The sequence below is a fragment of the Ohessyouella blattaphilus genome (assembly GCF_024721265.1).
GTDB lineage: Bacteria > Bacillota > Clostridia > Lachnospirales > Lachnospiraceae > Aequitasia > Aequitasia blattaphilus_A.
Window position 1 is genome coordinate 412,426 of the sequence record NZ_JAMXOC010000001.1, and the last position, 14,452, is coordinate 426,877.

The 14,452-nt window shown below is 43.8% G+C and carries 12 protein-coding genes; 3 read left to right on the forward strand and 9 right to left on the reverse strand.

What is annotated here, in order from left to right; translation table 11 throughout:
- Window positions 1–10 precede the first annotated feature (10 nt).
- The 8 genes from rhaB to NHH16_RS01770 all read right to left on the reverse strand — a co-directional run bounded on the left by rhaB (window position 11) and on the right by NHH16_RS01770 (window position 8,302).
- A complete protein-coding gene (gene rhaB, locus NHH16_RS01735) occupies window positions 11–1,426 on the reverse strand; it encodes a rhamnulokinase (protein ID WP_262067872.1) in 1,416 nt (471 codons plus the stop codon).
- A gap of 82 nt (window positions 1,427–1,508) precedes the next feature.
- Complete coding sequence (locus NHH16_RS01740; protein WP_262067873.1) at window positions 1,509–2,471, reverse strand: AraC family transcriptional regulator; 963 nt, start codon at window positions 2,469–2,471, stop codon at window positions 1,509–1,511.
- A 7-nt stretch (window positions 2,472–2,478) separates the two neighbouring features.
- Window positions 2,479–3,267, reverse strand: a complete 789-nt coding sequence (locus tag NHH16_RS01745) for a ParA family protein (protein ID WP_262067874.1) — start codon at window positions 3,265–3,267, stop codon at window positions 2,479–2,481.
- A 16-nt stretch (window positions 3,268–3,283) separates the two neighbouring features.
- Window positions 3,284–3,598 carry an L-rhamnose mutarotase gene (rhaM, locus tag NHH16_RS01750; protein WP_262067875.1) on the reverse strand — a complete coding sequence of 105 codons (315 nt, stop codon included), beginning with the start codon at window positions 3,596–3,598 and terminating at the stop codon, window positions 3,284–3,286.
- Window positions 3,599–3,663: 65 nt separating this feature from the next.
- A complete protein-coding gene (locus NHH16_RS01755) occupies window positions 3,664–4,731 on the reverse strand; it encodes a rhamnose ABC transporter substrate-binding protein (RefSeq protein WP_262067876.1) in 1,068 nt (355 codons plus the stop codon).
- A gap of 54 nt (window positions 4,732–4,785) precedes the next feature.
- Window positions 4,786–5,796: an ABC transporter permease gene (locus tag NHH16_RS01760; RefSeq protein ID WP_262067877.1), complete on the reverse strand. Its 1,011-nt coding sequence runs from the start codon at window positions 5,794–5,796 to the stop codon at window positions 4,786–4,788.
- The gene (locus NHH16_RS01765; protein ID WP_262067878.1) at window positions 5,796–6,788 is read right to left on the reverse strand and encodes an ABC transporter permease; all 993 of its coding nucleotides are present in this window, start codon (window positions 6,786–6,788) and stop codon (window positions 5,796–5,798) included. The genes NHH16_RS01760 and NHH16_RS01765 overlap by 1 nt, the downstream gene beginning before the upstream one ends.
- A gap of 20 nt (window positions 6,789–6,808) precedes the next feature.
- Window positions 6,809–8,302 carry a sugar ABC transporter ATP-binding protein gene (locus NHH16_RS01770; RefSeq protein ID WP_262067879.1) on the reverse strand — a complete coding sequence of 498 codons (1,494 nt, stop codon included), beginning with the start codon at window positions 8,300–8,302 and terminating at the stop codon, window positions 6,809–6,811.
- Window positions 8,303–8,467: 165 nt separating this feature from the next.
- Here NHH16_RS01770 and NHH16_RS01775 point away from each other — a divergent pair, with 165 nt between their 5' ends.
- From NHH16_RS01775 to NHH16_RS01785, 3 genes are read left to right on the forward strand one after another with little or no spacing between them, the layout of a single operon-like run.
- Window positions 8,468–10,012: a response regulator gene (locus NHH16_RS01775; RefSeq protein WP_262067880.1), complete on the forward strand. Its 1,545-nt coding sequence runs from the start codon at window positions 8,468–8,470 to the stop codon at window positions 10,010–10,012.
- Window positions 10,013–11,839, forward strand: a complete 1,827-nt coding sequence (locus NHH16_RS01780) for a sensor histidine kinase (RefSeq protein WP_262067881.1) — start codon at window positions 10,013–10,015, stop codon at window positions 11,837–11,839.
- 19 nt (window positions 11,840–11,858) lie between these two features.
- Complete coding sequence (locus NHH16_RS01785; RefSeq protein ID WP_262067882.1) at window positions 11,859–13,499, forward strand: sensor histidine kinase; 1,641 nt, start codon at window positions 11,859–11,861, stop codon at window positions 13,497–13,499.
- Window positions 13,500–13,553: 54 nt separating this feature from the next.
- Here the strand turns inward: NHH16_RS01785 and NHH16_RS01790 are convergent, their stop codons facing one another.
- Entirely contained in the window at window positions 13,554–14,450 is an 897-nt protein-coding gene (locus NHH16_RS01790) for a phosphate acyltransferase (protein ID WP_262067883.1), read from the reverse strand.
- Window positions 14,451–14,452: the final 2 nt, after the last annotated feature.

Here is a 14,452-nt window from a genome sequence, read left to right on the forward strand (position 1 = left end):
GTTCTTCCTCCTAAATTACCGTTCCTGTTTTATCATAATTTACAATGTCAAAAGACCTACCCACACATTCCCTGGCTTCTGGTAAATCTTTAAATACCTTGTCGTAGAGCATCTGCACAATGATATTGCCAATGGCTGTTGCTTCCGTTGGGCCAGCGGATACTTTACGCTGGCAGTATTTTGCCGTTAGTTCATTTAAGTAACCGGCGTTGGCACCGCCGCCAACCACATAGATCGTTTCGTATTTCTTTCCCGTAATGCCTTCGATTTCTTCGATGGTATCACCGTAGCATTTCGCTAAGCTATTATAGATTACTGCCCCGATCTCGCCTACCGTCTCCGGCACCTGTTGTCCGGTCTGCCGGCAATAATTTTGCACCGCTTGTGTCATGCTCTCAGGCGCTAAAAATACTTCGTCTTGGCAATCCACAATCGAGGGAATCTCTTCTTTTCCCGCCCGTTCACAGATCTCGGCAAAGGACAAGTCCTCAGTGAATTCTTTCTTAACAGACTGAATCATCCATAGCCCCATAATATTCTTTAAGTAGCGGTAGCGATGATCATAACCGCCTTCATTCGTAAAGTTCGCTTTCATGCTGGCTAGTGAACAATCGGCCTGAGCTCGTTCTACACCCATTAAAGACCAAGTGCCTGAGCTTATATAAAGGGCATTATCGTTATTGGTGGGCACTGCTAAAACTGCCGAACCGGTGTCGTGAGTCGCTGGTAAGACTACCGTACAGTTAAAACCTACCTCTTCCTGCACTTCCTTACTAAACTCACCTACCACCTCACCCGGCATAGATACCGGTACGAACATCTCCTTGTTATAGCCTAGCATTTCTATTAATTCATAGTCCCAATCGGCAGTCTGCGGGTTAATGAGTTGCCCAGTGGTCCCGTTGGTGTATTCCATCTTTTTAACACCCGTTAGCTTGTACTGAAAATAGTCGGGAATCATCAGCATACTCTTAGCTTTTGCCATATCCTCTGGCTGATTCTTTTTTACCGCCATCAGCTGATAAACCGTATTGAAAATCTGCTTTTGAATACCGGTGCGCAAATAAAGATCGTCCTGAGAGATTATCTTATACACCTCTGTATCCATACCATCGGTACGATGATCCCGGTAGCCGACAGTCTTGCCGAGAATTTCATCATTCTCATCCAACAAGACAAAATCTACGCCCCAAGTATCGATCGCCATCGTCTCTGGAACCTTCCCTAACTCTTTACACACCTTAAGGCCAGCGATAATCTCCTTAAAGAGGCCATCTAAGTCCCAACACAGGGTACCGTCTCGGTTTTCCATACCATTAGGAAAGCGGTACACCTCTTCGAGAACCATCTTGCCATCAATCATCGTGCCTAAGATATGACGACCGCTTGAGGCACCAATATCAATTGCTAAATAATGTTTATTCAATGATCCTACCTCCCTTTCTTCCCTCAATTATATAGAACAAAACAGACAAAAAAAAGGACGGTATTTACTAAATACACCGTCCTTATTTGCCACGCTCACGATATTCTTTTGGAGAGATCCCAAAACGTTTCTTAAAGATTCTAAAAAAGTAGCTACTGTTATCGTAACCAATGGCGGTAATAATGTCTGCCACTGGCATCCGACTGTTGGTCAGCAGATAGGTTGCCTGACTTAAGCGCTTCCCTTGAAGCAACTCTTTATACGTCTTGCCCGTTCTTTTCCTGATTTCCTTACTAACCCAAAAAACGTCCTTATTCAACAATTCTGACAATTCTCCTAGCGTCCCGTCCTTATAGTTGTTTTCGATATAATTAAGGACGGTAATCGTAAACTCTCTTTCATAGGCATCTGCCCCTGATTCCATCTTATCTAAGTGGTTCAGTAGCTGCAAAAGCAAGAGTCCCATGGTAATCTGATTGCTGCTGCGCTTGCCGATTTGATCGTTTAATAGTCCCCAGATTAGATTTTCCACCAGGTTCTGAATCGGCAATACATCGGCGACGAGGAAGTGAAGAAAGGAGGCGTTGTGAGCGCCTTTTCCCAGACTATCGATTAGAAAATCCTTTAGTAGGCTTTCTTCCCCTTTCATCATATCGAAGGCCGTATTAAAAAATTCCGGCAAAATAATAAAGTTAACGGCAATATCGTCCTTAGTGGCTGGCAGGATTTCCTGAACCGCGTTCTGATTGAGAAAAATCAAGTCCCCAGTCCTAAGTATCACTTCTTCCCCATTAATGATATGAGTCGTCTGTCCACTACACATATACGTTAGTTCCACGTAATTGTGGCGATGCTTAGGAAAGTGAACGAAGCGGGTATGGGTTCGCAGCTGAATCAGCTTCCCCTTTTCTAGAAGCTTATCCCGGTCGATAACCAGCTCGCTTTTCTGGGTGTAAATCCCTTTATTAATTCCTTGTTGGCCATCTAGAATTTCTTGTTCTTCCTCAGTTATTCCCGAAAGGCGTTCGATAATTTCTCTATGCATAGCTTCTTTATCCTCGCACTTTAACAACTTCGTCGGTAAGCTCTAGGTACTCCTTGGCAGCTCTACTTGAAGGCTTGTAAGCGATAATCGGTTCGTTATTATCCTGAGACCACTCGATCCCGCTATCTACCCGGATAAAAGTGTTAAACACCTTGATGCCCTTTAGTTCGCTTAAGATTTCCTTTGTCTGTTTAAAATAGTTCTTTCTCGTATCCACTTTGGTAATGGCAATCCCCGCAATTGAAAGATCGGGATTGATCTGCTTAACCTGCTCAAAAAACTCAAACATATTTCCTAGACCAAATAACCCCCAGGGCGAAGACTCAACGGGGATAATCACCTGCTTGGCGGCAACTAGGATATTCATCACCCAGCCCCCAAGGGTCGGCGGTGCATCGATCAGAATATAATCATAGGTCCCGCCGTCCACTAGGTTCTGTAAGCACTTCTTTAAAATAAATTCTCGCTGCCACTTGGAGAAGAGTTCAAATTCAATCGAGCTCATTAAGGTCGAGGAAGGAATCAGGTCGAGATTTGCATATTTGGTGGTGACCACATAGTCGGTTAAGTCGTCTTGATTCTTAATCGCCACATAAAGATTACGCTCGCTTTCGGCAAACTTAAGGACCTGCTCTTCATCAAAAAGAGACAAGGAAAGATTAAGCTGCATATCGCCATCGATGAGCAGTACTTTCTTTCCCCTCATCGCTAAGCCATACCCGATATTTGAGCAGGTAGTAGACTTGCCACTGCCTCCTTTATTATTTGCAAAGGCGATAATCTTTGTCTTCTTCATGCAAATCTCCCTCTTTCTAGTCTAAGTGAAATACTGGTTGCAAGTCGATCGCTACCGGGCTGTTATCAGGATTGGTCTCCATAATGTTCGCCATAAAATCCCACCACTTGCGATTAATCGCCGTGTCCGCGCTCTTGGCCCACTTTTCCTCATCTTCTAATTCAATATAGCCGTAAAGGATATTCGTATCCTTATCGAGAAAAATCGAGTAATTAGAACCGCCGTGCTCATGAATCATCTCTGCCATCTCGGGCCACAATTCATTGTGACGCTTCTCGTATTCGGCGGCTTGTCCTTCGTATATCTTCATTTTAAATGCTTTTCTTACCATGCTTTTACCTCCAAAAAGAGGATTTCAATTAAGAAATCCTCTTTAATCATCTAATTATTTCTATCTTAGTAAACTTCTTTCCATTCGTCAATGTTTGATGGATCAAATTTGAAAGGTTGACCTAAGATAACTTCTGTACCGCCGTCACCAGCGTCTGTAATTGTGTATGGGCTGTTCTCCATGTCGCCTGCGTCAAAGGTTTCTCCCTCAGCGCCTTCAATATCCCCATTTACTAAAGCGATTGCTGAGTATGCACCAAGACGTCCAAGATCAATTGGATTCCAAAGGAACATATATGGGCAAGAAGAATCATCGCCATCACCAATGTAAGCTGCCATTTCTGAAGGAAGTCCAAGTCCTGTTAACTTAGTAGCTGAACCTTCATCTTGAAGTACTTTACCAGCTGCCATAATACCAACTGTTGTTGGTGCACAGATTACTTTAAGGTCTGGGTACTTAGAAAGTAATGCCTGTGTTTGGTCAGTTGATTTTTGAGGCTCGTCATCACCGTAAGCAACTTCTACTAATTCAAGCTTAGAATACTCATCACCTTCCATGATTTCTTTCATAGAATCGATCCAAGCATTTTGGTTGGTTGCTTGAGATGTAGCAGAAAGAATTGCCCATTGGCCTTCGCCACCGCTGATGTCAAGAACTGCGTCCATCAGAGCCTGGCCGATTTCATCAACACCGGCTTGGTTTACGAATAATTGACGGCTGTCAGCGTTTACTTTAGAGTCAAGGCAGTTTACTTTGATACCTTCTGCCATTGCATCTTCAAGTGCTGGTTGCAGAGCATTTTCATCGTTTGCAGCTACAGAAATTGAATCTACTCCTTGAGAGATCAAAGACTGAATTGCAGTAATCTGATGATCAGCTTTTCCTTCTTCTGGATACTTGATGATTGCTTCACCGCCAGCAGCCTCAACTACTTCCGTGAAACCTTCTGCCATTTTCTCCATGAACGGGTTACCTGCTTGTTTGGCTACCATAGCATAAACCTTTTTGCCGCTATCGCTTCCGCCATCTTCTGACTTAGCGTCATCGCCGCCGTCGTTACTGCTGCCACAGCCTACTAAAAGGCTAGCCATCATTGCCATGCATAAAAGCACGCTGAAAATACGTTTCTTCATTTTGTTTCCTCCCTTTTGTGAGTTTTTTATATACAAGGCTTATGCCTCATATTTCTACTTTACGCTACTTCTTTTCTTCATTAGCTTAAACTGTTCCACAATGTTTGGTGCCATAACGGCTAGGATAAGTAGCGCACCTAGAATTATAAGGATGACTTGTGGATTTAAGTTAATCTGTCCTAGACCGACTCGCAAACTAATAATGATAAATGCAGCAATTACACCACCCTGAAGTCGACCTTTCCCGCCGGCGGTAGAGATTCCCCCAAAGACTGCCATGGAAATCGCATTCATCTCGAAGCCACTAGCAGTGGTTGTATTCACGCCGTATTGAAGAGCCGTTAAAAATAATGCTGAAAGACCTGCCATTAGTCCGGTTAAAGTGAAGACGATTAGGCGAATCTTCTGAACTTTTACCCCGGCGTAATACGCTGCTAATTTGTTTGATCCAATAGCATAGAGCTTTCTGCCAAAGGTGGTCTTACTTAAAATAATAATATAGATAACTGCCAGGATAAGCACAAGGAAGAGAATATACGGTATTCTTCCTACTCTACCAGCTAACATCCGAAAGCCTTCAGCGTGCTCGAGAGAGATTGACCCCCCGCTACCAAGGGCGATTTCGGCGATTCCTCGAAAGAGAATCTGAGTTCCCAGAGTGACTATCATCGGCGGTAACTCGGTAAATTTCGTAACGATAATGCCGTTAATAAGTCCACACAGCGCTCCTGTAAGCAGTCCTACTAATAATACCAAACCAAAGGGTAATCCTTTATTTCCCAAAATGCAAGCCACCGTTGCCGAAAGACACACGATCGAGCCAACGGAGATGTCGATATCTCCCATAACTAAGATGTAGGCCATTGGCAATAGTAAAAACACTTCTGTCAAATATTTGGGCATTTCTCGCAAAACGTTATTGATTTGATACGTTGAAGAAAGGCTCGAGCAATAGATATTAACAATGATAAATAGTATTACTAGCATGCTTTCCCAGCACATCAAACGCTTTAGTAGAGATTTGTTCTGGGTATGCGCAATCGTTCTTCCTGATTTTCCTGCCATTACAATTCCCTCTCTTTCAAACTATTCTTATCCATTGATCTTTGGGTTAATACATTCAGAATAATAACCACAAGGATAATAACACCCTTTACTGTATTTTGGGCAATCGCTTCGATACCAACTAGCGGTAGAGCTTTGGCGATAATCGCTAAGATCAAAGCGCCAAGGAAAGCCCCAAGAACGCTACCGCGACCACCAGTCATACTAACACCGCCGATAACACAAGCAGCGATTACATCCATCTCTTTACCGTAAAGCATATTGGCCTGAGCGGAAGCGTAGATTGAAACCGCCAAAGCGCCACAAAGTCCCGCTAGCACACCCATCATCGTATGAGAAAAGAGGATAACATTGGAAGCGTTAATTCCGGATATCTCCGCTGCTTCCCGGTTACTACCAACGGCATAAAGCTTCCGTCCAAGAGTCGTCCACTTCATTAGGATGAAGAAGGCGATATAAATCAAAATCATAATCCAGACAACATTGTTGATTCCTAAGATTTTACCTAGGGCAAAATTCTTAAAGTCTCCCAAGCTATCCGCGCTTGCCCATTCGTTATTGGATATTACGTAGGCAAGTCCCCGGTAGATATACATAAAGCCCATGGAAGCGATAATCGGTGCCACATTCCCTTTCGCAACAACTAGACCCACCAAGAGTCCACACACTAGCCCGATGCCGACAGCGATTAAAATAGCTAGGGGAGTGCTAGTAATAACGCCTCTTTTTAAGAGCATGCCGACAGCCATTCCGGAAAAGGCTAAGGTCGAGGCGATAGAAATATCAATTCCGCCAACTAAGAGGACCCCTAACATACCGACGGCCATAATCATCGTCACTACATTGTTCTTAAACATATCAGCAATAGATTTAAGGGTTAAGAACGAGGGACTTCTAAGACCAATTGCCACACAAAGGATTACTAGAACAATAATCAAACTCACTTCTCTGGAGGCGGTTAATTTTTTAAGTATCGATTTACTGTTTTTCATTTTACTTTTCCTTCCTCCTTTTATTTCTCCGATTTTTCCATAGCCAGTTCTAAGATTCGCTCTTGGGTCGTCTCCTGACGATCCAGCTGACCGGTCACTCGGCCGTTACACATAATCACGATCCGGTCGCTCATTCCGAGAATCTCTGGCATTTCTGAAGAAATCATGATAATAGCGTAACCTTCTTTCGCCAGTTCACCCATAATCTGGTAAATCTCGGCTTTGGCACCAACGTCTACACCTTTGGTGGGCTCGTCCATAATAACCACTTTCATTTCCTGAGCTAGGGCTTTCGCTACCACTACCTTTTGCTGGTTTCCCCCAGATAAGGTAGACGCTTTATCAAAAATACTGACGGCCTTCGTATCTACCGACTCTAATAAATCTTTTGCCAGTTCTCTTTCTTTCTTCGTATCGTTAAAGCCACCTTTTGCGTATTTGCTAATAATCGGTAAGGTCACATTATCACCTAACCCCCAACTAAGAATCAAGCCTTGCTTCTGACGATCTTCCGGTAAAAGAATAATCCCGTTCTTCATCGCATCTGAGGGTTCTTTAATGGTAACTTCCTTACCATTTAAGAAGACTTTACCGCTATCTGGGCGAGTAACACCGCAAATGCTCTCTACCACTTCCGTTCTACCAGCACCTACCAGACCGGTCAGTCCAATAATCTCACCGGCACGAACTTTAAAGCTTACATCTTTAAAGTAGCCGGTACGGGAAAAGTTCTCCACTCTTATCACTTCTTCGCCGAGCTTCACTTCTGGCTTAGGGAAAAGATCCTTGATTTCCCGACCAACCATAGCTTTAATTAAATCAGCATTGGTAATGCCATCCACGTCATAAGTACCGATGTACTGGGAATCCCTTAGGACGGTAACCCGATCGGCTAAGCGATACATATCTTCAAATCGGTGCGATATAAAGATAATCGATACCCCGTTTTCCTTTAATTTATCCACAATCCGGTAAAGTTCTTCGGATTCGTTTTTGGTCAGCGCCGCTGTCGGCTCGTCTAAGATGATGATTCTAGCATTTGTAGAAAGGGCTTTGGCAATTTCCACCATTTGCTGCTGGGCAACGCTAAGAGTACCCATTTCATCTGTCACCTTAAAGTCGGCGTTTAGCTGCTCAAGAAGGGTTTCTGCCTGACGATTCATCTCTTTCCACTGAATCATGCCAAACTTTAGGACCTCATGTCCCTTAAAGATATTCTCGGCTACTGTTAAATCCGGGTAAGATGTGGGATGCTGATACACCGCCGCAATCCCAGCCTCTTGGGCATCTTTCGTCTTCTTAAAGTTCACCTTCTCGCCTTCAAGGAACATCTCCCCCTCTTCGGCTCTATGTACTCCGGTGATGACTTTGATAAAGGTTGATTTACCCGCCCCGTTTTCACCCATCAGCGCGTGAATTTCGCCCTTTTTCAGCTGAAACTTTACACCATCTAAGGCTTTAACACCGGGGAATATTTTAGTAATGTCTTTTAATTCCAAGATATAATCAGACACTTCGCTTCCTCCTTTTGCATTGCTGTTACGTTCTATATAAAGCTTAGCATTTCTTAAATTTATCTAAAATAGAAATATTTTACGATTAAGGGTAAATTATTTTGATGTTGCTTTTCACCTATATTCTGCTATGATAAGTTTACCGAGAAAGTGAGGCGTTTGCTTGTGAAATTACTGATTGTAGACGATGAAAAATATACTAGAGAAGGGCTCCTAGAGTCCATAGATTGGCATAAACTAGGGATTGAAGAAGTCTTTACCGCCGATGATGGCATTAGCGCCCTTAGTGTAATTGCTAATGAAAAACCGGAGATTATCCTTTCTGATATCCGGATGCCCCGCATGGACGGCATCCGCTTAATCGAACAGCTGAATGCCATTGGCCTTGATGCTAGCGTGATCTTTATGAGTGGTTATTCCGATAAAGAATACTTAAAAGCCGCCATTCGTTTGAAAGTCCTTCATTATGTAGAAAAACCTCTTAACTTAGAAGAGGTGGCGGAAGCGGTGTTAAAAGCTAAGCGAGAGCAGTTGCAGTTACAGACGCTTACCCGTAGCAAAAACTGGGAAACCTTACAAAAAGAGGGGACTCTCGCCACGTATCTAACGAGACCTTATAAGGAAAACACGACTGAGATAAAGTCCCTGACAAAAGAACTCTATCCCAGTCTTCAAAAAGATACGTATTTTACTACCTATGTGGTAAAGGTGCGCACAGAAGATGCCGATGGCATCTACGTGGACGGTTTCTTACTGCGTCTAAAGACCCTTTTAAAAGTCTATAATTACGACCTGATGTACGTACGCCTCCACTCCATTTATCACGTGTTTCACGTGTTTGGCAAGCGACTTCCAAGCGACGAGATGGAAAAAGAATTCACTTCGCTCATTCAGCATTTTTATTCGGAATACGGCCCTAATAACATCGTTCAAGGGGAAACTATTAGCGGCATTAAGAAAGTGTACGACGCTTATACTGCCCTAGTGATTACGCTCCAAAGTAGCTTCTTCTTTCCTTCTGGCACCGTCTTAAAAGCCAATTCCGTAATCCGCCCAGGCGATCGCAGTGTGGATTATGACTTACCTGCTGGCTACATCAAAGATTTCGTTCACGCCTTAGAGCAGGTGGCCGAGCCGGTGGCGATTCACGCTTTAGAAGAGCTTTACAGCTTTTACAAAGGCAATCTGGCTGTTCTTCCGAGCCACGCTAAAGATAGCTATTACCGCTTAGTTTCTACCATTAGCGATGCTAGTAATGAACAGGGCTTAAGGTTTCATCCAGAGACTTTTTCGATCTTTGAGAACGCCTTCTCTTTTGAAGAAATCCACCGTCGCACCATTGATTTGACCTTGCAGTATTTTAGCGCTCTCTCCTCCCATACCCCTGAGGAGACCACCATCTCTCTAATCAGAGGCTACGTAGCCCAGCACTATAGCGATGACACTCTTTCGATTAAAGATGTTGGTGAACACGTATCGCTTTCTATCTCCTACGTGTGTACCTACTTTAAGAATCAGACCGGGGAAACCCTTAACCAATACATTACCAACTACCGGATGGAACGGGCCAAAGAATTGCTCCGAGACCCAAGGAATCAGATTAGCAAGATTTCTGAACAGGTAGGTTACAGTAACGGCAATTACTTCAGCAAAAGTTTCAAGAAATATACAGGCATGACGCCTTCAGGTTATCGGGAGAATGTACTTTAGATGAAGAATTTTTTTCAGAACATCAAAAAAAGATATTTAAACCTACCTATCCAGGCCAAGCTAACCATTAGTCACCTGATTATTCTCTCTATTCCAGTGATTATCGTTGGTATCTTTTTTGTGTTTCGAATGTACGATATGGTGGTTAGTGAAACCATCAGTCGGGAACAAAATAAAACGCTTTCCGTGGCACCGACTATCGAAAAAGAAGTGGATAAGATCCTGCAATTCGAAAAGCAACTAAAAGATTCTACCTATTTCGAAAAACTTACCTCCAGCCAGCGAACCGAATCTTTGCGAACCCTTTCCTTTTCAGAAGACGCGAAAGAGTTCTCCAATCTAATCGAAGACATGCAAAGCAGTACCCTCATTAAAAAAGTTAAGCTTTATATCAACGAACCACCTAGAGAGAAGGACTACATCGTTGGTCCGCTTTACGACAACTTAACCCTCGCCGCAGAAGCAAGAGGTTCGTATTGGCACGGTATCTTTAGCGGTACCCCCACCACTACCTCTTTGATGTGTCCACCTTTTTACTTAAGCTCACTGGAGAAGGAGCACTATGGCAACGCGGCCTATATCACCAAATTTACCATTAAGCAGGACGGGGTTTCCTACCAAGGTTTTCTAGCCCTTTACTTTTCTCAAGACTTTTTTGATGAGCTCCTAAAAACCTCTTTGGCAAGTGAGGACAATTCTGCCTACCTGATTAACTCTCGGGATAGTGTCGTGGCCTCCTCGCAAAGTAGCGGTGCCGGGGCTTACTACTTCAACTATGATGAGATCAACGAATATTTCACCTCATCGAATAACTTTATTCCCAAGACGGTGGCTGGCAAAGAAGTATACGCTGCCTTTTATAACGTAAAAGGCGTAGACTGGTATCTGGTAATCGCCCTACCGGCTGGACCCATGCTGACACACAGCTACCAGTTGGTTCTGGGGATGTTCCTAATCTACCTCTTCTTTGTCTTAATCGTCTTTTGGTTTGCTAACCGGCTCTCCCACTCCCTTACCTCGCGGATCACCGCGGTCTCCGAGGAGATGAAGAGGGCTAAGTCCAATCTACCTGTGGCTCTACCGCCACCGACGGCGATAGATGAGGTTGGGGTGATGATCGATTCCTATAATCACATGACCGAGACCATCAATAACTTAATGGAAAGTCAGATGAAAACGGCAGAAGAACTGCGAATTGCCGAATTTAACTCCCTTCAAGCCCAAATCAACCCCCATTTCCTGTATAATACAATGGAAATGATTAATTGGCTCGCTCAACAAGGAAAGCAAGAAGAGGTCAGCCAAGCAATTATTAAGCTATCTCGTTACTACAAACTAACACTAAGTAAAAAGAAAAGCTTCTCCACTTTATCAGAAGAGCTGGAACACGTGACCACCTATGTGGAGCTGCAGAATATGCGTTTCCACGATACCATTGAGCTGGTGATTGATGTTCCTGAAGAGCTTCTAGACTACACCATTCCGAAGCTGACCCTGCAACCAGTCATTGAAAACGCCGTACTCCACGGCATTCTGGAAAAGGAGTGCAAGACTGGAACGCTGGTGATAACAGCTTGGCGAGAGGAAGAAGAAATCATTATCTTAGTTTCCGATGACGGGGTAGGGATGGATGAGGAGACCTTAAAGGAAATCTATAGCCAGGACAAAGCCGGTCCTAGTAAGGGCTCAAACATCGCCGTTTATAATACCCATCGGCGCTTACAAATACTCTATGGTGAAACTTCAGGACTCGTCTACCGCAGTGAAATAGGCGTTGGTACCGAAGTGGAGATTCACATCGCCACTTCTGGGGAAGAAACTAATTAAAAAGGGGGATTTTTAATACATGAAACGTTCATTTTTTAAAACAATCGGTGGCAAGCTTCTCATTATGTTCTTAGCCATTTTGCTAATACTGGGGGTTGGCACCTTGATGGTGACCATCGCTACCGGCGAACAAGTCCAGCAAAAAACGGAGAAGCAGGAACTACAGCAACACGGTAAAAACCTTCAAGAAGATATGGACTTACGGCTGGATAGCATCCGTCAGCTGTCTGACTGGGCTGTGGCAAGCGAAGATATCGCTACTTACCTAGAAGATTCAGAGGCGACAGATAGCGCTTATCACGCCCTCGCCCTACGCTTCTACGGGAACAGCTTTCACTCGTATTTCCGCCGGATTATTATCGCTAATTCAGCTGGCGAGGAATATCTCCAAGCAGGCGCTGCTTCCTTCCTGGGCGCAGATGTAAATGCAGTAAAGACCATTACCCAACTGGACTACTTTCAAACAGAAATCGAAAGAAAGGAGTTCGGACTGGCTAGCGGTCTGCAAGCAGACCCTTTTGTTAAGGACGACACCGACAGTCTTCAATTAATAACGCTCCTTCACGGTGGCAGTGAAGACACTCTTGGCTTCTTCTATCTAGATATTGATCCCCAGATTTTTGTCCAGGTTATGACCGCCTACGAAGATCTCGGTTATGATGTTCGCCTTGAACTAGGAGGTGAACGCTATCTGGTAAAAGACAACACGCTGACGCTTTCCGAGAAAAATACGGCTATTGATCCTTCTGAGAGCTTTCCTCTTAGCTACGAAGATTGCCGCGTCTCCCTAACGAAAACAAAGCCTACGCTCGCCATCCGCCTAGCGTCTACCTACTTGCCTTTGCTAATTGGTCTCTTGCTACTCATCGGGCTCTTTTGCTTGATCTTCTATATGCAGACAAAGAAGCTTATCATAAAACCCGCTAGAAGAATTAAAAATCATCTTTTAAAACTGGCAACTGGACAATTTACCAGCGACCCTACCATAGAAACAAGCGACGAACTAGGCGATATCGCCAGAAGTGCTAACTTCCTCTCAGGAAGCATGAAAACGTATGCTGCCGAGGTGCGCCAAGACGAAAAAGCTCGGGTAGAGCGCTTAAGCGAAAATGCGGACAAGCTGATCGATCCTGGTTTTGCCAGTAGCGCCCTCCAGACGATTAAATGGATGGCCAATATTCAGCAAGTAGCTGGCATTCCCGAAATGGCAGAAGCTTTGGCAAGCTTCATGAAGCATGTAGACCAATACGCTGCTTCTACCATTACGGTAAAAGAAGAACTGACCCTTCTAGACGATTTCTTTACTATCCAAAAGTATCGCCACCCAGGAAACATCGAATTAAAATACGATATCAGAGATGACCGTATTTTAAACAATAGCATTCCTCGTTTCTTACTACTAAGCTTTACCGAAAACGCCCTATTCCAAGACTTTGATTCAGGAATCGCTAGCGGCACGATCCATATCCAGATGGAATATACACAAACTCATCTAAAGATCACCGTTGCTGATAGCGGTACCGGTCCTACAAGTTCTGCTACCAATGAACTTCTTGGAAGAGAAGACCTGCATATTAAAGACCTTTACGGAGAAGCATTCGGTGTTGATAGAAATGATATGGTAGACAATCATGTTTTTATTATTACTTTACCAAGATAAACATTGAAAGAAGGAGGCTAGTTTCGCCTCCTTCTTTCTTTTTGAGATAAGAGTTTATAATACGCTTAATGCAATAGCGTGCAACTTATTTTGTGCGGTATCTGATCTGGAAGTAATAATAAAAGGAATTTTCCCACCAACTACTGCACTACCTGTCTTAATTTCCGCAAAGTAACGCAGGGCTTTATCCAGCACATTTCCTGTACTAAGATTTGGCATCAGTAAAATATCCGCATCACCGGCCACAGGACTATCTATCCCTTTTGCCACCGCCGCTTCTTTTGATAAAGCGTTATCTAGAGCTAGCGGTCCATCGACAATACAGCCTTTTATCTGATTCCGCATGGAAGCAACTGTTAGCATAGAGGCTTCGATGGTCTCTGGCATCTTCGGATTCACCACCTCGACCGGGGTAATGACTGCTACTTTAGGAGTTTTATACCCCAAAGCCTTAGCTAATTTCACAGCATTTTGTATCAATTGTACCTTCTGGGCATACCCCGGATCGACGGTGACCGCGCAATCTGTAACCATAATTAATTTGCCCGCCGCTTTGTATTCGGCCACGGTAATTTGGCCTACCAAAGCGTTTTCCGGTACTAAACCATATTCCTTATTAAATACCGCTTTCAGGAACACCGCCGTGTGCAGTAGTCCTTTCATCGGTAGGTCAGCAGCTCCATCAGCAATCATTTTCATCGCTAATCTGGCAGCTTCTTTATCATCCGGTTCATCAATAATATCCCACCTAGTAGCATCCTCGCCTAATTCTTTCATGATAATCGCAATTTCTTCGCTTTTGCCAATCAGCGTAAAGACAGCAATCCCTTTTTTATAGGCTTCCACTACGCTACCAAGAACCTCCTCATCGTGAGCTGCTACTACCACGATTCTTTTCTTGACCGGATCTTTCTCTATTTTTGCTAATATTTCTTCAAAATTTCTTAACAAGA